General features: G+C 73.0%; 12 protein-coding genes and 1 pseudogene. 5 read left to right on the forward strand and 8 right to left on the reverse strand.

Going from position 1 to position 23,168, the window contains the following annotated elements; all coding sequences use genetic code 11:
* Positions 1–3 precede the first annotated feature (3 nt).
* On the forward strand, positions 4–414 hold the full coding sequence (locus ABD352_RS25715) for a VOC family protein (protein ID WP_344615043.1): 411 nt from the start codon (positions 4–6) through the stop codon (positions 412–414).
* On the opposite strand, the gene ABD352_RS25720 is transcribed toward ABD352_RS25715, so the two are convergent.
* Positions 392–2,695 carry a putative bifunctional diguanylate cyclase/phosphodiesterase gene (locus tag ABD352_RS25720; RefSeq protein ID WP_344615044.1) on the reverse strand — a complete coding sequence of 768 codons (2,304 nt, stop codon included), beginning with the start codon at positions 2,693–2,695 and terminating at the stop codon, positions 392–394. The two genes, ABD352_RS25715 and ABD352_RS25720, sit on opposite strands and share 23 nt — an antisense overlap.
* A gap of 146 nt (positions 2,696–2,841) precedes the next feature.
* On the opposite strand from ABD352_RS25720, the gene ABD352_RS25725 reads away from it, so the two are divergent.
* The gene (locus ABD352_RS25725) at positions 2,842–3,501 is read left to right on the forward strand and encodes an alpha/beta fold hydrolase (RefSeq protein ID WP_344615045.1); all 660 of its coding nucleotides are present in this window, start codon (positions 2,842–2,844) and stop codon (positions 3,499–3,501) included.
* Here the strand turns inward: ABD352_RS25725 and ABD352_RS25730 are convergent.
* The gene (locus ABD352_RS25730; RefSeq protein WP_344615046.1) at positions 3,498–4,124 is read right to left on the reverse strand and encodes an FMN-dependent NADH-azoreductase; all 627 of its coding nucleotides are present in this window, start codon (positions 4,122–4,124) and stop codon (positions 3,498–3,500) included. The two genes, ABD352_RS25725 and ABD352_RS25730, sit on opposite strands and share 4 nt — an antisense overlap.
* Before the next feature lie 227 nt (positions 4,125–4,351).
* Positions 4,352–5,011, reverse strand: coding sequence for a hypothetical protein (locus ABD352_RS25735; protein ID WP_344615047.1), 660 nt, complete (start codon positions 5,009–5,011; stop codon positions 4,352–4,354).
* Positions 5,012–5,033: 22 nt separating this feature from the next.
* On the opposite strand from ABD352_RS25735, the gene ABD352_RS25740 reads away from it, so the two are divergent.
* Together ABD352_RS25740 and ABD352_RS25745 are read left to right on the forward strand one after the other, a co-directional pair.
* Positions 5,034–5,495 carry a MarR family winged helix-turn-helix transcriptional regulator gene (locus tag ABD352_RS25740; RefSeq protein WP_344615048.1) on the forward strand — a complete coding sequence of 154 codons (462 nt, stop codon included), beginning with the start codon at positions 5,034–5,036 and terminating at the stop codon, positions 5,493–5,495.
* A gap of 44 nt (positions 5,496–5,539) precedes the next feature.
* A complete protein-coding gene (locus ABD352_RS25745; protein WP_344615049.1) occupies positions 5,540–6,016 on the forward strand; it encodes a hypothetical protein in 477 nt (158 codons plus the stop codon).
* Here the strand turns inward: ABD352_RS25745 and ABD352_RS25750 are convergent.
* From ABD352_RS25750 to ABD352_RS25760, 3 genes are all read right to left on the reverse strand, one after another.
* Complete coding sequence (locus ABD352_RS25750) at positions 5,997–6,464, reverse strand: hypothetical protein (RefSeq protein ID WP_344615050.1); 468 nt, start codon at positions 6,462–6,464, stop codon at positions 5,997–5,999. The genes ABD352_RS25745 and ABD352_RS25750 overlap by 20 nt on opposite strands.
* A gap of 65 nt (positions 6,465–6,529) precedes the next feature.
* A complete protein-coding gene (locus ABD352_RS25755) occupies positions 6,530–9,877 on the reverse strand; it encodes a LamG-like jellyroll fold domain-containing protein (RefSeq protein WP_344615051.1) in 3,348 nt (1,115 codons plus the stop codon).
* Positions 9,874–20,397, reverse strand: coding sequence for a LamG-like jellyroll fold domain-containing protein (locus ABD352_RS25760; RefSeq protein WP_344615052.1), 10,524 nt, complete (start codon positions 20,395–20,397; stop codon positions 9,874–9,876). Before ABD352_RS25760 ends, ABD352_RS25755 begins: the two co-directional genes overlap by 4 nt.
* A 260-nt stretch (positions 20,398–20,657) precedes the next feature.
* On the opposite strand from ABD352_RS25760, the gene ABD352_RS25765 reads away from it, so the two are divergent.
* Positions 20,658–21,032 (forward strand): hypothetical protein, encoded by a 375-nt coding sequence (locus tag ABD352_RS25765; protein ID WP_344615053.1) that lies wholly within the window; start codon positions 20,658–20,660, stop codon positions 21,030–21,032.
* Between the two features lie 12 nt (positions 21,033–21,044).
* Here ABD352_RS25765 and ABD352_RS25770 read toward each other — a convergent pair whose 3' ends face one another.
* Positions 21,045–21,608, reverse strand: coding sequence for a hypothetical protein (locus ABD352_RS25770; protein ID WP_344615054.1), 564 nt, complete (start codon positions 21,606–21,608; stop codon positions 21,045–21,047).
* Between the two features lie 101 nt (positions 21,609–21,709).
* A pseudogene (locus ABD352_RS25775) lies at positions 21,710–23,168 on the reverse strand (FtsX-like permease family protein); the annotation flags it as partial.

Below are 23,168 nucleotides of genomic sequence, written 5' to 3' on the forward strand. Positions count from 1 at the left end.
GGCATGGAGCTGACGCTGCAATGCACGTTCCTGGAGGTCGACGACCACGAGGCGGCGATCGCGTTCTACTGCGACACGCTCGGCCTCGAAGTGCGCCAGGACGTCAAGATGGACGACGCGCGCTGGCTGACCGTCGGGCCGAAGGACCAGCCCGAGATCGGCATCGTGATGCAGACGGCCGGCGCGGGGCGCTCCCCCGACGACGCCCAGTCGATCCGGACCATGCTGGCCAAGGGGTCGCTCGGCGGCCTGGTCTTCCAGACCGACGACGTGGACGCGCTGTTCGAGCGGGTGGCCGCCAGCGGGGCCGAGGTGCTGCAGGAGCCGATGGACCAGTTCTACGGCCTGCGCGACTGCGCGTTCCGGGATCCTTCGGGCAACATGGTACGAATCAACCAGAAGCCAAAGGCGTAGCCGCGCGCTCTTCCAACACGAGCGCGCCCGGCGGGGCCACCAGGTTGAGCGGGGCGGAGACGCCGTAGCGGTGGCCCTGGCCGTACCGGCAGCCGAGCGCGGCCATCGCCGCCGCCTGCCGGTCGGTCTCGATGCCCTCGGCGACGACGGTGACGCCCATGCCGGTGCAGATCTGCACGATCGAGCGGCAGATCGCCTCGCTGCGCCCGCCGTCGGCGAGGGTGAACGAGCGGTCCAGCTTCACCTCGTCGACCGGCATGGCGTGCAGCTGGGCCAGGGCGTTGTAGCCGGTGCCGAAGTCGTCGAGGGCGAAGCGCACGCCGAAGCGGCCGAGCCGGTGCACGGCGCCCGCGGCCGCGCCCAGGTCGGGCAGCGGGGCGGTCTCGGTGAGCTCCAGCAGCAGCCGGTGCGGTGCCAGGCCGTGGCGGAGCACCGCCGCGCGGACCGTCTCCTCGTGCTCGGGGAGGCCCAGCCGGGCGGCCGAGGTGTTGACGTGCACGGCGATGCTCGCCCACGGGCCGCGGAAGGCGGCCGCGTCGCGGCAGGCCCGGTCCAGCACGAAGTCGTCGACCAGGCGGATGAGCCCGATCTGCTCGGCGGTGGCGATGAACAGGTCGGCCGAGACCGGGCCGAGGCTCGGGTGGGTCCAGCGGGCCAGCGCCTCGACGGCCACCACCGTGCCGTCGTGCAGCCGGACGATCGGCTGGTAGTGCACGTCGAGGCCCGGCGCGGAGCCGTCCTCCGAGCGCAGGGTGGCGGCCAGGGCCTCGGCGAGGTCGGAGGTGCCCGTGCCATCGGGGAGGTCGACGCGGTACCGCACCAGCCGCCCCTTCCCCCGCCGCTTCCCCGCGTACATGGCGGCGTCGGCGCGGCGCAGCAGGGCGTCGGCCGACGGCACCGCCCCGTGCGCGCCCGCCTCGACGAGCCCGACGCTGACGCCCACGGCGATGGTCTCGCCGTCGAGGTCGAAGGGGCGGCCGATCTCGGCCATCACCCGCTCGGCCGGCCCGCCGGGGTCGCCGCCCCCTTCGAGCAGGATCGCGAACTCGTCGCCGCCCACCCGGGCCACGGTGTCGCCCTCCCGCACGGCGCCGCGCAGCCGGTCGGCCACCTGGCGCAGCAGCCGGTCCCCGGCGTGGTGGCCGTGCCGGTCGTTGACCGCCTTGAAGTCGTCGAGATCGCAGAAGAGCACCGCGAGCGGCCGGCCGTCGCGCTGGTGCAGGGCCAGGGCGTGGCCGAGCCGGTCGTGGAACAGCACCCGGTTGGCCAGGCCGGTCAGGGCGTCGTGGAACGCCTGGTGGGCCAGGCGGGCCTGGCTCAGCGAGAGCCGGTCGAGCAGCACGGCGTTCTCCAGCAGCGTGATCGCCTGCCGGATGATGAGCAGCGAGATGACCGCGGTCTCCACCGCGATCTCCACGCCGTCCATGGACTCGCCGCGGGCGAGCTGGACGATGAACAGCACGCCGGTGAGGGCGACCGGGACGTACGGCAGCAGCATGAACGCCCACCGGGTGCCCGGGCGGGCCGGGGCCGCGTCCTCGGACCGGGCGGAGGTGAGCGCGGCGACCGCGACGAGGGCCTGGCCGGCAACGAACCCCGCGTCGGCGGCCGGCGGCATCGAGGTCGCACCCTTGGAGACGAGGTACGCGAACGCGCTGTCCGACAGCGACAGGGACAGCAGCCCGGCGCCGAGCAGGGCGAGCTGACCGCGGTTGGCCGGCGCGGCGGTGGCCAGCAGCAGGATCACGATGATGGTCAGCACGAGGTCGGTGACCGGGTAGGCGATGGCGACCGTGTAGGCCAGCGGGGTGGCGGCACCGGCCGCGACCACCGAGCCGAGCGCGGTGGCCCAGGTGAGCACGAAGAGGGCGCCGACCACGATCAGCCCGTCGAGCACCATGAGCAGCTGGCCGGGGCGGCGGCGCGGCGACCCGGCCGGCGGGCGGGCCGAGGCCAGCGAGACGACGGCGGGCAGGGCGAGGACCGGCAGGGTGAGGTACCCGGCGTCGGCCAGGGACGGCGAGGGCAGCGCGTCGGCGCCGGACAGCTGGTACCAGCTCCACAGCGCCTGCCCGCCGGTCCAGCCCAGCGCCGCCCCGCCCATCCAGAGCCGCCACCACCGCTGGGCGCCGCCGTGCCGGGCCGCGGTGAGCCAGCAGGCCAGGATGGCGGCGACGCCGGCGAGGAACTGGCCGACGTCGTCGACCAGCTGGGACCACCACGGGGACAGCAGCCCCGAGCCCCCCAGCGTGACCACGACGGCCACGGACAGGGCCGCCACCAGGAGCGGTTTCGACGCGCGCGGCAAAGGCGGACCATCCTCACCCGAGGTGATCAGGACGATACGCGGGCTACCGTACCGCATCGGCCGACCCGACTGCGGCGGATCGCCGACGATCCCTGGAACGCCGGTTCTAGGGTCGTGGTGTGGAGGCCGTCTATCTGCTCGTGCACAGCCCGCTCATGGGCCCGGCGACCTGGGCCCCGGTGGCCGCACGCCTGCGGGCGGCGGGCGCGGCCGTCGCGGTGCCGTCGCTCACCGGCGTGCGGCCGCCGTTCGCGCCCGGCATCGCCGCCGCGGCCACCGCGGCCCTGCCGCCGGGACGGCCGGTGGTCGTCGTCGCGCACAGCAGCGCCGGCCTGTTCGTCCCGGTCATCGTGGAACGACTGGCCGGCGCCGCGGCCGCGGCCGTCTTCGCGGAGGCGGCGCTACCGGCCCGCGACGGCCCGAGCCGCCCCGCCACGCCCGAGCGGCTCGCCCAGCTGCGGGCCATGGCCCCCGACGGCGTGCTGCCGCGGTGGACGGACTGGTGGGACGACGTCGCACCGCTCTTCCCCGACGCGGCCACCCAGCGGGTGGTGACGGACGAGCAGCCCCGGCTGCCGCTGAGCTACTACGAGCAGCCGGTGCCCAACCCGCCGGGCTGGGCCGGGCTGCCGTGCCGGTACCTGCTGTTCAGCCCGTCCTACGAGCGGGTCGCCGCCGACGCCCGCGAGCGCGGCTGGCCCGTGGTCCACCTGCCCGGCGGGCACTTCCACCAGCTCGTCGACCCCGGCGCGGTAACCGCCGCCATCCTCGCCGCTTAGAAGTTCTTGGCCACGTCGACGGCCTCGGCGTGGGCGCGGGCGCGGCGCTGCTCGACCTCGGTGGCGGCAAGGTTGGGCCGGAACGCCACCTCGGCGACGTCGGTGATGCCGGCCCAGCGCAGCCAGTCGTTGAAGTACGGCGCCTGGAAATCGGAGCCGAACGCCGGGCCGCGCCCCTCGCCGTACACGGCGCCGGTGTAGATGACGGCCGCCTTGCGCCCGGTGACGAGGCCGCTGTAACCCAGCTCCGCGTCGAAGCCGAACACCAGCCCCGGCTGGCTGACCACGTCGATGAACTGCTTGAGGATGTACGGCACGGAAGCGTTCCACATGGGCACGCTGAACAGGTACTTGTCGGCGTCGGCGAACCGGCGGAACGTCTCCCCCGCCGCCTGCCAGGCCTGCGCGCCCGGCCCGGTCGGCTCCAGCCCGGCGAACACGTCCATCTTCGCGGCCGTGGCGGCGGGGCCGAACTCGGGCAGCGAGCCGTCCCACAGGTCCCACTCGAGGACCTCGTCTTCGGGGTGCTGCTCGCGGTACACCTGCAAAAAGGTCCCGGCAAGGGCCAGGGACTCGGACCGCTCCCCCCGCGGCGACGCCGAGATGTGCAGCAGCTTGGACATGTTCCGCCTCCTCTTTACATGCGTGCGCACGCACGCTGTTGAGAGGAACGGTAGCCAAGATGCGTGCGCACGCACAAGAGCGTGTGAGCCGCGAGACCCTCAGGGGCCCGGGGTCACCCTGAGATCTCGACCACCAAGTCGGCCACCGGACCTCGCATCCGGCACCGCTGTCCTCGAACAGCTACGCCGAGAACGAGCAAGAGCCCCGAAAGCAACCTGATCACCACTCAGGGGCGCAGGGCCGCGATCCGCGCGGCGATCTCGCCGGCCCGTTCCACGAGGACCTTGGTGCCGGCGACCGCGGCCCGGTACCTCGCCATCGCCGCGAGGGCGCCGTCGCGGTCGCCGAGCACCGCCCGCGTGGCCGCCAGGACCGGCAGCGACTGCTCGTCGGGCTCGGGGTAGAGCACCCCGCGGCGAGCGACGGCGGGACGGCGCTCGAGGAACTCCGCGACACCGGCGGGAGTCGACATCATCGTCAGGAGCGAGCGCAGCGGCCCCCCGGCGAGCCACCCGGTGATCCGCGCGGCCAACTCGTCCACCGGCTGCTCCCGCACCTGCCACCACAGCCGGTTCGCGAGCCCCATCCCGCTGCCCGGCAGGAGCAGCAGCGTGAGCGGGCGGCGCTGCTCGGCCAGGCTCCCCGCGTCCCCGCTGACGATCCGCTCGTCCTGCCCGGCGCCGATCAGCGCGGCCGCTCCGGGCACGACGACGCCCCACTCGACCCGGAACACCCCGGCCCCGTACGCCGGTTCGGAATGCGCCTCGACGACCCATCGCACGCCGTTGCCCGAGGCCACCCACTTCCCCGCCCTGACCCGCGCGAACGGCAGGTCCGCCGCCCCGCGAACCCCGCGGTCGAGGGCGTCCCGGATATGTGCGCGCACACGGAAATGCTACGGTACGGCGATGGACTCCACGGCGGCCTGGGCGGCCCTGCTGCGCGTGCACGCGGCGCTCATGCCCGTGCTCGACCAGGAGCTGCAGGCGGCACACGGGCTGCCGCTCACGTGGTACGACGTGCTGCTGGAGCTCAACGCCGCCCCCGGCCGCCGCCTGACCATGTCGGCGCTCGGCGCGGCCGCCGTGGTCAGCCGCAGCCGGGTCAGCCGGGTCGTCGACGAGCTGGTGCGGGCCGGCCTGGTCGAGCGCGAGGCCAACCCCGACGACCGCCGCTCGGCGTACGCCAAGCTCACCCCGTCCGGCCGGTCCCGCCTGCGGGCCGCCTCCCCCACCTACGTGGCCGGCATCGAGCGGCACTTCACCGGCCGGATGACCCGCACCGAGGCCCAGGCGGTGGCCACCGCGCTGGGGAAGGTCCTGCGGGCGCACGAGGCATCCACGGTGGTACCGCTGGAGCCCCGCCGGTAACGGGATCGTGCGCCGGCCGCGGGCGCGATAGGGTGGCGGCCATCATGATGCGCGTGCTGCCGCCCCTGCTCGTCATCGGCGGCCCGGCAGGTGCCGGCAAGACGAGCGTCGCCGAGGCCGTCGCCAAGCTCGTCGAGGCGCCGGTGGTGAGCCTGGCCGACAGCGGCGAAGAGGAGCAGCACGGCGCGGACCTCGCCGCCCTGCAGTCCCGCCTCGACGTCCACGAGGACGCCCCGCTGGTCGTCGTCGAGGGCGTCTTCGCCCTGGCCCTGCCGCCGATCCGCTGGGCCGCCCGCTGGACCGTGTACGTCGACACCCCGCTGGACATCGCCCTGGCCCGGCACGCCCTGAGCCGCCCCGACCCGCGGGCCGAGCTGCGTGCCTACCTGGACGGCGGCCGCGACGCCCACGCCCGCCACGTCGCACCCGGCCGTCAGCTCGCCGACCTGGTCGTGGACGGCTGCGATCCCCTGCCCGACCTGGCCGCGAGGATCCACGGCTTCATGGCGTCGCGGCCCTGACCCCGTCGGCGACCAGGCGGACGATCTCGTCGTGCGGTGCGGCGGCGTTCACGGTCGAGATGTTGGCCGCGGCCGTGCCGCCCAGCGTGACGAAGCGGCGGTCCGGGAAGGTGGCCGCGCCCTTCGCCACGGCCTGCACGGGCAGCGGGCCGGCGGCGAAGATGAGGTCGCAGCCCGAGGCGGCCAGGGAGTTGACGAACGTCAGGGCGTTCTCCAGGGTCTGGGGGCCGCTGATCGCCAGGTACTGCACCTTCGCCCGCGTGCTGAGCGAGACCTCCTGCAGCGCCGACCAGGCCGGGGCGGCGTCCGGGTCGGCGACGCCGTTCGAGGGGGTCAGCAGGCAGGCGGTGTAGGCGAGGTAGGCGCGCTCGCGTGGCGGGGGCGGGGTGTCGCGGAGCCAGAGCAGCACCGCGACGACCACCGCCACCACCAGGACCGCCGCCGCCACCGCGACTGGGCGCCACCGTGGCGACCTGGGGGAAGGGGGCGCGATGGGACGGCGACGGGCCATGTCTAGGACACCACTTCGAAGGGGAGGCGGACGGAGGTCACCGGACCGAGGTCGGTGTTGTTCGTGCGGACGTCGTCGAGCTCCGCGTCGGTTAGCGACCGGCGGAAGATGCGGAACTCGTCGAGGGCGCCCTTGAACGGGTCGGCGCCGCCCGGCTTGGCGCCGAGCTGGAAGCCGTCCACGGCGAAGGTGTCGCCGTAGGTCGGGGCGCCGGCCGGTGCGGCCGTGGTGGCCAGGACGGCGCCGTCGACGGTCAGGGACAGGGTGCCGGCGGTGCGGCGCAGGGCGACGTGGTGCCACTGGTTGTCGCCGAAGGCCACCGCGGCCGACGGGTCGGGCGCGGTCAGCATCGCGGTGCCGGTGGTGGTCTCGAAGGCGGCCGTCAGGGCGTCCTTCGACGGGGTGGCGCGCAGCCACAGCTGCCGCGCGGAGGCGCCGACGCCGTACGCCCACAGCAGCACCTGGTCCGCGGTGGACCCGGTCGCGGCGTAGCGCACCCACGTCGCCACCGTGAAGTCGCCCTCGTCGAGGGCGTTGGCGGGGCCGTAGGGCAACTGCACCGCGTCGTCGACGCCGTCGAAGGACAGCGCGGCGCCGAAGCGGCCGGACGTGGCCGGGGTGGCGCCGCCGCGGACGAAGGCGTTGTTGCAGTGCACCGAGGCGTCATAGGTGACGGGGCCGGCGGCCGGGCGCACCACGTTGTGCGCCTGGGTGTAGCCGCTCTCGAAGGTCCAGCGCACGGCCGGGATGTCGGACGGGTACGCGCCCCCGGCGATGCTCGCCACCTCGGCGGTGGTGAGGGCGCGGCGGTACAGCCGGAACTCGTCCAGGTTGCCGGTGAGCACGTCGGCGCCGTCGGGGCGGGAGCCCAGGCGCAGGCCGGCGACGCCCGTGCCGGTGGTGACCGAGCCGGTGAGGCCGGTCGCGGTGGCCCCGGCGCCGCCGTCGACGCTGAGCCGCAGCTGGCCGCCGGTGCGGGTCAGCGCGACCAGGTGCCAGGCGTTGTTGCCGAACGCGACGGCCGAGGACGGGTCGGGCAGGGCGACGCCGACCGGGCCGGCGGCGGTCTCCACCCACGCGTAGAGGCGGTCCTGGGACGGCTGGGCGCGCAGCCAGACCTGCGGGGTGCCGGCGCCCATGCCGTACCCCCACAGCAGCACCTGGTTGGGCGAACTCGCCGTCGCCGAGTACTGCAGCCAGGTGGTGAAGGTGAAGTCGCCCGACCCGACGTCGAGGGTGGGCAGGAACGGCGCCTCGACGCCCGGGTGCGCGGCGCTGACCGCGAGGGCCTTGTCGTCGACGTGGCCGGTGGCGAGGCTGGGCGTGCCGCCGAGGAGCGTGGCGGCGGCGCAGTGGCCGGACATGTCGTCCTCGACGGCCACCTTGACCCGGGTCGGGACGGTGGCGGCGTCGATCACCTGGAAGGGCAGGCGCACCCCGAGGCCGGCGCCGGGGACGTCGGCGTTCGTGGTGCGGATCTGGTCCAGTTGCGTGGTGGTGAGGGCGCTGCGGTACATCCGGAACTCGTCGAGGCCGCCGGCGAACGCCTCGGTGGCCGTCGCGTCGGGCCGGGAGCCGAGCCGCAGCCCGTCGACGCCGTCGTGCGGGTCGCCGGTCACCGAACCGGCGACGCCGGATGCGGAGGCACCGGCCACGCCGTCGACCACGAGGGAGGCCGTGGCGCCCGAGCGGACCAGGGACAGGTGGTGCCAGGCGCCGTCGCCGAACGCGGTGGCCGCAGACGGGTCGGGCAGGGCGACGCCGGTCCCGCCGGAGGTGCCCTCGACCCAGGCGTAGAGCCGGTCCTGGGCCGGCTGGGCGCGCAGCCACACCTGCGGCTTGCCGGCGCCGAGGGCGTAGCCCCACAGCAGCACCTGGTTCGGGCTCGCGGCGGTGGCGTCGTACCGGAACCACAGCGAGTAGGTGAAGTCGCCGGCGCCGGGGTCGATCGGGCGGGCGTAGGGGATCTCGGCGTAGTCGCCGGCGCCGTCCAGGACCAGGCCCTGGCCGAAGCGCCCGGCGCCGAGGGTGGCGTTGCCGCGCAGCAGGGCGTCGTTGGCCTCGCCGGTGGCGTCCGGGGTGCCGGCCGCCGCGGCCGGGGTGGCCTGGGCCCACGGGGCGCCGGTGAAGGTGCCGGGCAGGCCGATCTGGGCCGGGGTGAAGCGCACGAACCGGATCTCGTCGGCCGAGAAGCCGGTGCCGCCGAGCTCGTCGGTGTTCGCCCCGCCCTCGTACAGCACGCCGATCCCGCCGTCGCTGAGCTCGGCGAGGTCGGAGTAGCCGGATCGCTCGTCGGTGACGAGGCCGTTGGAAGGGCTCTTCCAGGTGGCGCCCTTGTCGGTGGAGTAGCGGATCTTCAGCTGGGCCCGGCTGGTCGGGTCGGACGGGCCGGAGAAGACCATCGTGTCGCCGGGGCTGCTCTGGTACGTCGAACGCAGCGTCAGCACCGCCCCTTCCACGTCCGGCGTGACGAGCGACGGCACCTGGGCGAAGGCCGGCATGGTCGTGCCGCCGTCGGTGCTCACCGCCTTGGCCCGGTGGTTGCCGCTGCTGCCGATCTGGTTGCGGGCGGCGGCGTAGACGCTGCCGTCGGGCAGTTCGGCGACGGAGATCTCGCCGGGGTTGGTGACGCCGTCGACGAAGGAGTTGGCGGCCTGGCCGGCGTGCCAGGTGGCGCCGTGGTCGTCGCTGTAGAGCGCGCCGGCGTAGACCACGCCCTTGGTGGGCTGCTGGTGCGCGCCGACGACCAGCCGGCCGGCGTGCGCGCCCTTGGTGAGCTGGATGCCGTGGGACGGGCCGGTGGCGAACCAGCCGGCGTCGCTGCCGCTGAAGTTGACGTTCATGGCCCGGGCGGCGGACCAGGTGAGCCCGTCGTCGTCGCTGTCCTGGATCCAGGGCAGCCGCTTGCCGGAGATGGTGGCCGGGTTGGAGGTGGTGACGAGCATGACCCGGCCGGTGCTCGCGTCCTGCAGCGGCACCGGGTTGCCGCGGGTGTAGGGGGCGTTCGGGTCGGTGTCGCTGCCGGACAGCACCAGGCGGATCGGGCCCCAGGTGCGGCCGTTGTTGGTGGAGCGGCGCACGACGAGGTCGATGTCGCCGCGGTCGGCGCACGAAGGGGACTTGCGGGCCTCGGCGAAGGCCAGCAGGGTGCCGGCCGTGGTGCGCAGCAGTGCGGGGATGCGGAAACAGCCGTAGCCGTCGGTGCCACCGCGGAAGAGGACCTGCTGGACGCCGACCTTGGCGCTGGACAGGCTCACCGACGCCCCGGCCGGGCCGGCCGCCGTGGCGGTGGCGAGCGCCACCACCACGGCCAGGCCGGCCCGCGAGGAGTACTGCACAGGCTTCCTCACTTCTTGCGAACCCTGCGGAGGGCGTTGCGCAGGCCCACCCCGACGGCGGCGACCACCATGGCCACGGAGCCGATCGGGTCACCGGAGAAGGCCCCGGCGGCGGGACCGCCGTGGATGACCGAGCTGACCGCCTTGCCGACGGTGCCGACGTTGGCGATGGCCTCCTGCCGGGCCTGGTCGAGCTCGGCCGCGTTCTTGAAGTCGGTGCGGTGGTTCTCCTGCCGCTCCTCCGACTCCGACGCGGCCGGCCTCTTCTTCTTGGGCGTGTAGCCGCCGTTGTCGGGGTTGGGGTTGTTGTTGCCCTCCCCCTCGCCGCAGTTGTGCACCAGGACCGGGGCCCCGGCGGTGACAACGTAGTAGGTGTGCACGCCCTCGACGGTGAGGTCGTCCATGTCCTGCGCGCCGCCGAAGCTCGCCACGGCGGCGACCTTCAGGGTGCGCCCGTCCGGGCCGGTCAGCGTCGACACGCCGGGCCGCAGCCGCGCGGCCTCGGTGAAGCGGCCGGCGGTGGCGTCCCAGAACGGGTGGTGGCTGGTCGTGTGGATGACGCTGACGCGGCCGCCGTCGTCGACGGTGACGTCGGTCAGGTCGTGGTCGGTGTTGCGGTGCAGCAGCTGGACCGTGCGGGCCGTGGTCTTGCCGGTGGCCGGGTCGGTGGCCACCACGCGGTCGCCGGTCTTGACGTCCTCGATGGCCTTGGTGGTGCCGTCGGCCATGAGGACCCGGGTGCCGGGTGCGAAGGAGTGCTTGCAGCTCGAGACGCCACGCTCGGGGTTGCCCTCGGGCTCGGGCTGGCCGCGCTTGCCGCCGGACCCGCCGCCGCCGAAGCCGCCGAACACCGCGCCGATGCCGGCGCTGGTGACCACGCCCTTGGCATTGACGTGCCCGGTGAGGAGCAGCTGGCTGACCGCGTCGCCGGTGCCGCCGCTGAGCGCCCCGGAGAGGGTGCGCCCGGCGAACGTGGCGGCGAACGGGCCGACCTTGCTCATCACGCCGGTGGCGAGCCGCCCGCCGACCGCGCCGCCGACGCCGCCGGCGAGGCCTTGCAGGGCGCCGGTGCCGGCCGAGCGGGCGAGGTCGCCGACGTCGTGGATGTTGCCCTCGGCGGCGTCCTTGGCCACGTTGATCACCGCCGCGGCGCCGACCATGCAGGCCACCGCGCCCGCGCCGGCCGTGGCCGCCGTACATGCCAGGGCCCCGACGATGCCGACCCCGATCGCGGCGATCTCGATGATGGCGTTCTTGTGGTCCTTCACGAACTTTTCGGTGGCGTGGTAGGCGTCCCGGACGTGGGTGACGACCTTCTTCGTCACCCGCACCACCCGCGCGGCGATCGCCCGGCCGGCCTGCTTGACCCGGTGGTAGATGTGCCGGACCTTGCGTTTGACCTGGGCCACCTTGCGGGCCACGTAATGGCGGATCTGCCTGACCTTGCGGGTCACGTACTTCTTGACCCGGTGGTAGACGTGCTTGACCGCCTTGACCACCTTGTGCACGACCTTGCGGACCGCGTGCACGACCTTCTTGACGGCCTTCTTGACGGCGTGCACGACCTTGTGCACGACCTTCTTCACCACGTGCACGACCTTGTGCACCACGTGCTTGACCGCGTGCTTGACCTTCTTGAAGATGCTGCCGATGCCCCAGTTGCCGGTCGGGTCGGTCTCGGTCAGCGGGTTGTCGTCGGCGTAGGCGAAGCGGTTGGCCGTCACCGAGTCCGGGATCGGGTCGAGGTCCGCGCTGTCGCGGCTGTCGAACTGGCCGGTGTCGGTGTTGTACCAGCGGGCCTGCATGTTGACCCGGCTGGTGAGGTTGTCGGTCCACTCCGACTGGTAGCCGAGGCTGCCGATCATGCCGGCAGCCGCGGTGGCCTTGCCCATCGGGTCGTACGTCATCGAGCCGGCGAGGGTGGTGCCGGTGGGCAGGAACTGCCCGACGACGTCGTCGTGCTGGTCGGTCCAGGCGACCCGCTTGATCGTGCCCGAGGTCTCGGCCATCAGGTCGCCGTCGGCGTCGCGCACGTAGGTGCTGGTGCCGTCGGCGGCCAGGTCGTTGTCGGTGCCGGAGTAGGTGAACCCGGGCCGCAGCGCCCGGCCGAGCGCGTCGTAGGTGTAGGTCTCGTGCACGCCGCCCGGCGCGTCCTGGCTCAGCGCCTGCCCGAAGGCGTCGGACTGGGTCGGGACGGATCCCTCACCCGGCATCACGGTCGCCTTCAGCGTGCCGCGGGCCGTGTACTGGTACACCGTGCCGTCGCTGGATCCGGTCAGCTGGTTGCGCTGGTCGTAGCTGAACGTGCGGGTGCCGACCTGCGTGCGGTTGCCGGACTTGTCGTAGGCGTAGCCCGTGGTGACGGTGCCCGCGGTCCACGATGCCAGCCGGTCGGCCAGGTCGTAGGTGTAGGTGTTGGCCGCCGCTCCGGTGAAGCCGGTGGTCGTCTTCGACGTCAGGTTGTCGTTGACGTCGTACCCATAGGTGATCTTGGCGACGGAGGCGCTGCCCGCGGTCGTGAGCTCGTCGCTGACCAGCCGGTGCAGCGTGTCGTAGCCGAACGAGCGGGTGTTGCCGCCGGTGCCGTACAGGATGCTCTTGACCTGCGAGAGGTTGTTGTAGCTCAGCGTCGCCGACAGCCCGGCGCCGGTGTTGGCGACCGAGGAGAGCCGGTCGGACGCGTCGTAGCCGTAGCTGGTCGTGCCGGCCGCGTCGTTGCGGGTGGCCATCAGCCCGTCGGCGTTGTAGGTGAAGGTGGAGTTGCCCGACGGGCCGGAGGCCGACAGCAGCAGGTTCCGGTCGTCGTAGGTGAACGTGTTGGTGCCGTCGACGGCGGTGGCCGATGTCAGGCGCCCGGCCAGGTCGTAGCCGTAGCTGCGGTCGGCCGTGGCCGCCTCGGCGCCGGCGCCGGTCTGCTTGACCAGGTTGCCGACGTTGTCGTACTGCAGCGACACGCTCGCCCCGCCCGGCAGGGCCAGCTTGGCGGCCTGCCCGTTGGCGTCGTAGGTGACGGTGAACGTCCGGTCGGTGAGGTTCGGGTACGCCGTCGTGGAAGGCTCCACCGTGGACTCCGGCAGGTTCCACGGGTTGTACGTGGTCGTGAACGCGTTGCCGCGCCCGTCGGTGAACCGGGTCCGGTTGCCGCCGAGGTCGTAGCCGAAGCTGGTCGTGATGGAGTCGGTGGCCGAGATCGGCTGCACCTCGGAGGTGGGCAGGCCGGTCGGGTCGTAGGTGAACGTGGTGGTCGTGCCGCGGGCGTCGGTGCTGGAGACCACGTTGCCGGCCGCGTCGTAGCGGCTGGAGGCGCGGCGCAGCAGCGTGCCCGTGGCGTCGTAGTCGGCGTCAGCGAGCTGCCGGCCGACCAGGTCGTAGGTGGTGATGCTGTACGTGCCGTCGGGCAGCGTGGTCCTGGTCGGCCGGCCCGCGCCGTCGTAGGTGTAGGTGGTGGTGTTACCCGCCTCCACGCTGGTGATCGGCTCCCCGGCGGCGTTGTAGGTGGTCGACTCGACCGCCCCGCCGGGCGACTTCTCGCTGGCCAGCAGGCCGTTGGTGCCGTACGTGTAGGTGGTGGTGTAGGCCGAGCTGGTCTGGCGGACCGCGTCGGTCTTGGTCACCACCCGGCCGAGGTAGTCGTACGTGCTGGTGTCCTTGGCCCCGGTCGGGTCGGTGTCGGACAGTTCGTCGCCGACCAGGTCGTAGGTGAACGACCGCACGCCGGTGTTGGGCTCGGTGACCGACGCGAGCCGGCCGAGCTGGTCGTAGGTGTACTTCGTCACCCGGCCGAGCGGGTCGGTGGTGCTGACGAGCTGGCCGAGGGTGTCGTAGGTGTTGGTGGTGACCGGCGTGATCGCCGTGCCGCCGCTCGGTGGCGTGTACGCCGGCAGCTTCGTCGAGATCTCGCGGCCCTCGGCGTCGTAGCCGGTGACGACGGTGTTGCCGTTGGGGTCGCGCTCCTCGACCTGCTCGCCGAAGGTGTCGTAGCCGACCGAGGTCACCGGCCGGGACAGCACGGGGCTGCCGCCGGTGCGCTCGGCCATGACGGCCGGGCCGGTGGTGACGGTCAGCTGGCCGTTCTCGTCGTAGTCGTAGTTGGTGACGTTGCCGTTGGGGTCGGTCATCGACCGGGCGAGGCCGTCCTGGTCGAGCTGGTAGCTGGTGCGCACCACCCCGGCGTCGGCGGCGGGCGCGGTGCCGGCCACCACGGCCGAGATCTCGGTGGCGCTCAGCACCCGGGAGTACACCTGGACGTCGCTGATGCCGCCGGACCACGGGTTGCCGCGGGTCCCGTCGGCCAGGCCGGTGCCGATGAGCAGCGGCCCGCGGGCGCTGAACGCGGCGGCGGTCGTGCCGCTGGACTGCAGCGTGCCGTTGACGTACAGCCGCATCGCGCCGCTGCTCGCGTCGTAGACGGCGACGAGGTTCGTCCAGGTGTTCAGGGCCGGTGCGGAGGTCGAGGCGACCGCGGCCGTGGCGGCCCCGGCGGTGTCCGCGCCCCGCATGACGAACTTCCAGCGGTTGACGTCGTTGTCGTACCGCAGCTCGAAGGCGTCCTGCTGGGCCCCGGAGGCGCTGACGGCCTTGCGGACCGCGGTGCTGTCGGCGAGGTTGACCCACGCCGAGACCGTGAAGCTCGCCGCCGTGTCGGCCACCGGCCCCGCGGTGGCGATGGCCGCCGTGGTGCCGTTGAAGGTGGCCGCGCCGCCGCGGTCGGTGCTCCACGTGACGCCGGTCGCGGTGCCGGCGTTGTTGCCGGCGGAGTCGGCCGCGTTCTGGTTGAGCCGGTAGCGGGCCACCGGCGTCATCGCGCTGGCGTGCATCGTCTCGGCGGTCACCCGGCCCATGGGGTCGTACATGGTGTCGACCGAGGCGACGGTGCCGGACGGGTCGGTGAGGGTCTCGTTGATGAGCCGGTCGTCACGGCTGAACGTGTACGTGCTGGTCCGCTTGAGCCCCGTCGGGTCGAACGTCGAGGAGGCGGGGCGCCCGGCCGCGTCCACGACGTACGTGGTCTTGGCGGTGCCGTTGCCGGTCACCTTCGCGATGAGGTTGCCGGCCGCGTCGTACGTGTCGTCCTGCAGCACGAACGACGCCCCGGTCGCCGGGTCCTTGCGGACCTGCTTGGCCGGCAGGCCGTTGTCGGTGTAGGTGTACGACGTCACCCAGCCCATCGCGTCGGTCTCCGACGCCAGCCGGCCGGCCGGGTCGTAGGCGTTGCTCTCGATGACGAGGTTCTTCGCCGGGCTCGGGCTGTTCGGGTCGCCGGTGAAGCCGACGATCGTGGTGGTGAGCAGGTTGCCCTCGGAGTCGAAGGCCGAGTCGACCTCGCTGCCGTCGGCGTCGAACTCCTTCACCGGGTTGCCGTAGACGTCGTACTCGTAGCGGGTCACCTTGCCGGTGGCGTCGGTGACCGTGGCCGGCTGGCCGATCGCGTTGTACGTCGTGGTCTGGCCGCGCGCCGCGTCGCCGCCGGTGGTGTCGGACAGCACCACCGAGGTGGGCAGCCCGTCGACGTCGTACACGGCCGTGGTGACCTGGGTGTGCACGGCGCCGGTGACCCGGTTGGTGGTCGCCGGGTCGCTCTGGCGCACCACCCGGTCGAGCTTGTCGTACTGGTACGAGGTGACCAGGCCCGACGGGTAGCTGTCGGTGGTCTCCTTCTTGGTGAGCGCCCGGCCGAGCGTGTCGTAGGTGTACTCGGTCACCTTGCCCGCCGGGTCGGTCACCTTGGCCACGTCACCGCTGCGGTAGTACTGGATCGTCTGCACCGCCCCGGCCGGGGTGGTCACCGTCATCGGCAGGCCCGCCGGGGCGAAGCCGCCGTCGACCGCCGCGACCGTGGTGCCGTCGGTGTACGCGGTCCGCGTCACCCGGCCCAGCGGGTCCGTGGCCGCGGTCCGGTTGCCGGCCGCGTCGTAGGTGTAGGTGGTCAGGTACGTGTTGTCGGTCGCCGAGGCGGACCGGCCGTCGCGCATCGTCAGCATGACGTCGTTGCGCGGGTCCGGGGTGAGTACCTTCGTGGTGGCGTCCGGGTAGTAGGTGTAGTAGACCGTCGAGCACTTGTTCGCCGAGCGGTCCTGGCAGGTCGTCGACGAGACGGTGTTGCCGCGCACGTCGTGCTCGGTGGTGGTGACGTCGCCGTTGGGGTCGGTCACGGTCCGCAGGAAGCCGCCCTCGTCGTAGCCGTACTTCGTCGTGCCGCCCAGCGTGTCGGTCTCGCTGAGCTCGCGGCCGCTGTCGACGTCGTAGACGTGGGTGATGGTCTTGCCGGTCGGGTCGGTGATGGTGACCGTGCGGGCGGGGATGCCCGCGGTCGCGTCCCGGGCCGTGTACTGCGCCGTCACCTGGGCCTGGGTCAGCTGGCTGCGGTAGAAGGCGACCTCGGCGACCTGGCCCTTGAAGTACGTCGGGTAGGCCGTGTTGGTGGTGCCGGTGGTGTTGAGGTTCTGGTCCGGCCACTTGCCGCCCAGGAACCCGGCGCCGATGTAGGCGTAGGGCTGGCCGGTGATGCCGACCGTGCCCGCCTTGGTGCCGACGAGGGCGCCGTCGAGGTACATCGACTGGCTCGTCGTGCCGCCGGCGAGGACCACGTGGTGCCACTGGTTGTCGTTCACCGCCTTGGTGGAGGTGAACATGCCGCTGTCGGAGTGCCAAATCTGGCCCAGCAGCTTGCCGGAGGTGCCGATGTACAGCGCCGGGGTGAAGTTCGTCGGCGTCGAGCTGCTGGTGATCGGGTCACCCGAGTAGCCGAACAGGGTGCGGTTGGTCGTGGCCGTCTTGAACCACAGGCTCACCGACACCGGGCCGGCGGCCGGCATGTAGTTCTGGGCCAGGCTCAGGTACGACTTGGTGCCGTCGAAGCCCGCGACCGTCGCGTCGGGGAACGGCCCGCCGGTGACGCCGAGCGAGACCGAGCTGTACGTGGCGACGGTGCCGTTGACCTCGTTGATCGCGTCGGTCGTGCCGGTCTCCCCCAGCCGCCAGTAGTCCGACGCGTTCGCGCCGAGCACGGTGCTGGCGTACACCTTGCTGGATCCCGAGACCTTCGGCGGGTTGAGCTTCCACGTGCCGCCGTTGGCGTCGGTGACCTGGGTGACCGCGCCACTGCTCGGGTCGTAGGTCACGACCGCCGACGCGTTGCCCGAGGGCCGCACGATCGAGGTGAGCGGGTGGGCGGCGGCGGTGGCGGTGCTGTACAGCGCGGCCACGTCGGCGGCGGTCAGCGACCGGTCGAAGTAGACGCCGTCGCTGATCGCGCCCTTGAAGAAGGAGGCGTAGCCGGTGTTGACGGTCGGGCTGGTGTGCGCCTGGTCCGGCCACTTACCGCCGAGGAAGCCGGCGCCGAAGTACTCGTTGGCGGCGCTGAAGCTGTTGACGGTCTGGATGACGCCGTTCTTCGTGGCGACCTGGGCGCCGTCGAGGTACAGCCACTGCTGGCTGCCGGCCCCGGAGAGCACGACGTGGTGCCACTTGCCGTCCGCGACGGAGCCGCCGGTGGCCATCGGGTTGGCCCCGGCGCTGTCCCAGAACTGCCCGTAGAGCTTGCCGCTGGCGCCGATGTACAGCGCCGGGGTGTAGTTGCCGGTCGTGGTGGGGTTGTCGATCGGGTCGGCCTGGTAGGTGAACAGCGGGCCCTGGTCGCCGGCGGCGGCCTTGAACCACAGCCCGACGGTCAGGTACGTGGCCGTGCTGACCAGCTCGGCCGGCAACCGCACCGCCGAGCTGGTGCCGTCGAACGAGGCCGCCTGGGCCGCCGAGCCCGGCAGCGGGCCGGCCTGGCCGAGCGTGACGTTGCGGTAGGTGGCCACGTCGGTGCCGTAGTTGTCGAGCACCGCGCTGGCCGCCTGGGTGCCGGACGGCTCGGCCATGCGCCAGTAGGAGCGCGGGCCGGCGTTGAGCACCGTGGTCGGGAACTGGGAGTTGGTGCCGTACGTGTAGGTGGTGCAGGCGGTGGACGACGTCGGCGGGCAGACCTTCGTCAGCAGGTCGCCGCTGTAGCCGTACGTCCACGTCTGCGCCGTCGCCGCGTCGCCGTCGGTGTAGACGGTCGCGACGTGCGCCGCGGTCGCCCCGGCCGGCGTCTGCCAGGTCAGGTGCAGCGAGCGCCCGGCCACGCCGGTGATCGTGGACAGCCGCCCCGACGCGTCGTAGCCGAACGTCTCGGTGCGGCCCTGCGCGTCGGCGATCGACGTCAGCCCGAACCGGCCGGTGACCCCGGTCGCCGCGGTGAACGTGTACGTGGTGCCGTCCTTGTCCACCAGCTTGTAACCGCCGGTGATCGCGGTGAAGGTGGCGAAGCGGCCCATCGGCGGCGAGTAGCTGCCGTCGGGGTTGCGCCCGAACACCACGTCCTGGCCGCCCGGGTACGTCACCATCACCGTGCGCAGGGTGCCGCCGACGTCGCGCTGCTCCACCGCCCGCGTGTCGGCGATGCTGGACCAGCCGGCGCCGAAGGCCGACGCGGTGCGCGGGTCCTGGCTGTTGTACGAGCGGGTGATGTCCAGGTCCGGGCCGACCGTCTCGACGGAGGCGTCGGTGGCGCTGGTCGTGTAGTTGGCGACGCTGGGCTCGAAGCCCTGGCCGCCGTTCTGGGCCAGCTCGGAGGTGACGAGCGGCTGCGGCACCGGGGTGCTCAGCGCGTTGACGGTCTGCGAGGAGCTGGTCGAGTAGCCGTCGTTGGCCACCACGGTCCAGTTGTAGGTCTGGCCCCAGGCGAGGGTGCCGGCGGGCACGACCCAGCTGCGGGAGGAGATCCAGCCCGACTCGATGATCTTGGTGCCGTTCTTGTCGTAGACGGCGAAGTCGTACGTCAGCGGGTTCGGGAAGGAGTCCGGGTCGTGCGCGGCGACCAGCAGCTCCGGGGTCAGCGTCGGCACGCTGTAGCCGCTCGGCGGGAACTGCTCGTCGACCTGCGGGGACATGCCGGCGGTGTAGGTCACCTGGAGGTACGGCCCGAGGTTGGCCGGCCCGTTGAGCGAGGTGAACCGCTTCCACTGGGTGATGTCGGTCTGCGACGCGGTGATCGCCAGACCGTTGTTGGTGCCGCCGAGCGCCCAGCTCTGGAAGGTGTCGGTGGACAGCGGAACGGTCATCCACGTGCCGACGCTGCGGTTGCCGGCGGTGTTGGTGCAGGCCGCGCCCGGGTTGGCGGTGACCGAGCCGATCGAGGCGCCGAACGACGGGCCGGGGTAGGACGTCACCTGCGCGTTGGTCCACGCCTTGGTGATCGGGTTGACCGAGAACGGCTCGGGGGTGCAGGTCGCCGCCCACGAGTCGAAGATCTTCAGCGAGACGCCCGACATCTTGGCGCCGCCGAATGTGGTGCCGAAGGTGTCGAAGTGGATGAAGGAGTACGCCTTCGCGGTGCTGCTCCAGCTGCCGGCCAGCAGCTCGTTCTCGCCGCTGCTGTCGCCGGTGCGGTTGGTGTACGCGTACGTGTCGCCCGAGCCGTCCAGCGACACGGTCGGGTCGACCGTCACCGGGAACACCCGGTCCTTGTCCTTGAGCCACTGCCCGTCGATGGTGATCCGCAGCGCGGGCCCGTCGACCAGCTCGTAGTGCACGCCGTCGGACCGGGTGAACGCCCCCGACGCGTTGTCGAACTTCGAGTCCGTCATGAACCCGGCCGGGATGACGGCCCGGACGGTGCCGCCGCTGTCTGACAGCGCGACCGACCCGTCGGCCCGCAGCTGCGGGGTCAGCCCCTGCAGCTTCAGCGGGAAGGTGTACGACGTCGGCGCGTCGGCCGAGTGCAGGACCAGCGACTCCTTGACCCCGGTCGCGCGGGACTCGAAGCGCAGGTCGACGCCGGGCATGACCCCGGCGTAGGTGGCGGTGTCGCCGTTGACCTCGGGCTTGACGCTCGCCGCGCCGGCCAGGGCGTAGGAGACGGCGTGCTCGCCGTCGACGCGCAGCTCGACCAGGCTCGGGTCGGACGCGGCCGGGGCCAGGTCGGTGGCGATCGAGTTGGCGTGCTGCCGGTAGCGCCCGTCGCCGCCCTTGGTCAGGGTCGAGTCGATCGGCGCCCACACCCCGCCGGCGGCCTTGTAGTTGACCGCCTGCTGGAACACCTTGCGGGTGTAGGACCCGTCGGGGTTCTGGTAGACGTCGGAGTTGGCCTCGGCCGCCGCGGCGATCCGCTTGCTGCGCTGCGGGTCGAAGCTCGCGTCGTCGGACATTGTCTGGGTGACGCCCGCCGCGCCGCGCTTGGCCCCCGGCGCGATGTACTCCGGGAGCGCCCCGATGCCGTGGCCGGGCGCCTGCCCGGAGCCGCGGTGCGCCCGCGTGTCCTCGCCGGAGACGTGCGACGGACCCGGTGGCCCGCCCGCCTCCTGCGCCGGAAGACCACCGACGACGGGCAGCGCAGTGTTGCGCCAGTCGTCGAGGAACGATTTCAGGCCACCGAGCGGAAACCCGCTCCCCGGCCGGCGCGGCTCAGAAACGCCGCCCACCATCAGCACCATCGCCGCAGTTACGGCAAGGGCGATCCAACGCTTCGCGCGCTCGCCCGTGCGGCCCCGCCCTGGAAGCTCCACGGCCGTCAGCCTGGTGGACGTCCTACGTTGAAGCTATTGAATGTCGAGATTCTTGAGGATTCCTGGAGGGTTGCTGGAAACCGGTCGAATCCGGACAGACGATATCGACATGGGACGTTGGATGTCCGATCACCACCCCGCTCCTGCCAGGGCATGGACGGGCTTCGGCCGTCCGCCGACCGATGGACGCTGCGTTCAGCCCCAGCCGCGGGTGATAACGACTCGCGTCGCACCGGGCTCGGATGGGACGCTGACGTTCCATGAAACTGTTGTACTGCGCCCACTGCGGTGACATCGTCCGGCTCTTCCCCGAGAAGCGGTCCTGCCTGTGCGGGAAGTCCTGGGGGCACTATCTCGAGGATGGGGCCACGACGGTACAGACCTGGCCGGGGTTGTCCCTCGGCATCGCCAATCCGGACTTCACCCAGGCGCAAGCGGCCTTCGGCGACGACGTGACGCGGTTCTCGCCGTTGCTGGCCATGCGTTGCTGGATCAATCCGGTCTCGGAGCCCGACGTCAAGTTCGTCATCGGCGTCCCGTTGCAGGACAGCGGCGAGGACGGCGATGCGGACGGTCCGGCCGAACCCGGCGGCGCGCCGGACGCCGGACTGGACGAGGAGGAGCAGCGGCGATGATCCCGGCCGCCCCTACGGTGTCGTGTCCTGACACGAGCGGCGCGACGGTTCGGCCGTGATGGTGAGGTAGATGCCCCCGGGCTCCTCCTGCCACACCGGAGCCGTTGGCCTGTCCCCGTCACTGGGCCGGACATCCATCCGGCGGACCGGCTGCGATTCGATGGCCAACACACTGGTGACGTCCTGCACCCTGCGGCAGTACTGGAGCAGGACATGGCCCGGCGGCATGGGCCCCGGCGGCGGCTCGTCGACGAGCCAGTCCTGCTTCCGCACCGCGGGTTCGTAGGTGCGGCGCAACGCGGCCGCGTCGTAGTCGCGGGACAGCTGAAACTGCAAGGTCACCGACGTCCACGAGACGTCCTCCCGGCTCATCTGGGCACACGCCTTGATGCGCTTCGGCCTGCCGACCCGGGTCGCGCCGTCGGGTTGCACGATCCACACCGGATCACGTGCGTACTCGTCGAGCAACCCGTCCTCGTGGGGCGGCGGCACGCACCCCGGCGCACGCGGCGTCGACTCGCAGGCGGCGACGGCCGGCAGCAATGCCAAGACCATCACAACGCTCAATGCCCTCATGCGGGCACTGTAACCGCCTCCCAGCACGGCGCGTGTGCCCTGCTACCGCGGGCATCCTTGATCCGACACCGAAGACGCGTCGACGAAACTCCAGCCGGGCATCAGCGCCTCCGGGCGGTGGTCAGCGCGGCGACCACCGCCAGGGCGAGGACCGCGGCGGCGAGGGCGAGCGCGGGCGGACCCGTCGGTGGCAGGCCGGTCAACGGCGGTGGCACCGCGGCGGCCCACGCGGCGGCGGCCGCGGGCACCGCGATCAGGCCGGCCACCACGACGAGGAGCACGGCGGCGACGGGCTCCACGGTCGCGGCCCGCCGAGCCGCCAACCCCTGCGCCCGCAAGGCTTTCAGGTCGCCGGATGAGGCTTCCACGGTACCGCTGAACAGGGCCGCCGCCGCCAGCACCACGGCGAGCACCCCGGCCACCAGGTAGAACCGCAGCCCCAGCGCCGAGCCCTCCCCGGCCAGCCGGGTCCGCAGGTCGGCCACGGTGCGCCGGGCGTCGACGGTCAGGCCCGCCGCGGCCAAGGCGTCGACCAGGGACGGCGGCGCCGAGGACGACAGCCAGACCTCGGCGGCGGGCGCGGTGCTGCTGGTGGCGAGGCGGTCGGCGTAATCGAGGTCGACGAGCGTCCCGGTGCGGCCGAGCCGCGGCAGGCGGGCCACGGTGGCGGCGACCGTGGCCGGGACCGGACGCTCGAGGTCGAACGGGGCGAAGAGCCCGTCCGGCGGCAGCGGCCCGGTGCTCACCACGGGCAGCACGGCCGGGCCGTCGGCGGGTCGCAGGATGCCCGCGCCGGGGCCGGCCCCCGGCGGGAAGGTCACGGACAGGTCGCTACCGCTGACCGTGCCCGTGGCGCCCGGCGGGTACTGCCACGCGGCGGCCGGTGCACTGCGGACGGTGAGTGACACGGGCTGGGTGCCGTACGGGGCCAGCCGCACCGCGATCTGCAGCAGCCGGCACCCGGGCTTGCACGGCATGGGCACCCGGTACGTGTGCGGCCCCCGGACCAGGGCGCCGAGCTCGGCCGTGAACGTCGGCCGGCCGTCCAGCGGGGCGAGCGCCACGGCCAGCGCGACGTCGGTGCGGTCCAGCTGGGTGGCGTCGATGTCGAGGCTCAGCGTCGTCCCGGTGACCAACGCCTGCTCGCGGGGCGCCGCCGGGTGCAGCAGGGCCGCGAGGGCCGCCGCGTCCGGGTGCGGGCCGGTCGGCCACAGCGCCGTGGCGGCCAGCGCCCGGGCGTCGACGGCCAGGCCGCCCGGCAACGGGACCACCGCCATCGCGTAACGCCCGTCCGGATCGGCCGCCCGCACCGCGTCGAGCAGCTGCCGGCGGCTGTTGGCCCCGACGGACAGCACCACCGGCGCGCCGGCCTGCGCGTCGGCCCGCTCCCGCTGCTGACGCTGCGCGGTGGCGGTGGCCGCGGCGGCGAAGGCCAGGGACGACAGCGCCACGACGAGCACGGCCAGCAGCCGGGCCCCCGACGGACGGCGGGCCAGCGACAGGCCGGCCAGGGCGGTGGTCAGCCGGCCGCGGCGCAGCGCCAGCCGGCCGAGCCGGCGC

This window comes from Dactylosporangium salmoneum (assembly GCF_039532525.1).
Classification (GTDB): domain Bacteria; phylum Actinomycetota; class Actinomycetes; order Mycobacteriales; family Micromonosporaceae; genus Dactylosporangium; species Dactylosporangium salmoneum.

Coding starts and splice junctions, on each gene's coding strand:
- ABD352_RS25765 (WP_344615053.1), top strand. CDS start 20,658: ATGAAACTGTTGTACTGCGCCCACTGCGGTGACATCGTCCGGCTCTTC.
- ABD352_RS25740 (WP_344615048.1), top strand. CDS start 5,034: ATGGACTCCACGGCGGCCTGGGCGGCCCTGCTGCGCGTGCACGCGGCG.
- ABD352_RS25745 (WP_344615049.1), top strand. CDS start 5,540: ATGATGCGCGTGCTGCCGCCCCTGCTCGTCATCGGCGGCCCGGCAGGT.
- ABD352_RS25715 (WP_344615043.1), top strand. CDS start 4: ATGGAGCTGACGCTGCAATGCACGTTCCTGGAGGTCGACGACCACGAG.
- ABD352_RS25730 (WP_344615046.1), bottom strand. CDS start 4,124: ATGTCCAAGCTGCTGCACATCTCGGCGTCGCCGCGGGGGGAGCGGTCC.
- ABD352_RS25770 (WP_344615054.1), bottom strand. CDS start 21,608: ATGAGGGCATTGAGCGTTGTGATGGTCTTGGCATTGCTGCCGGCCGTC.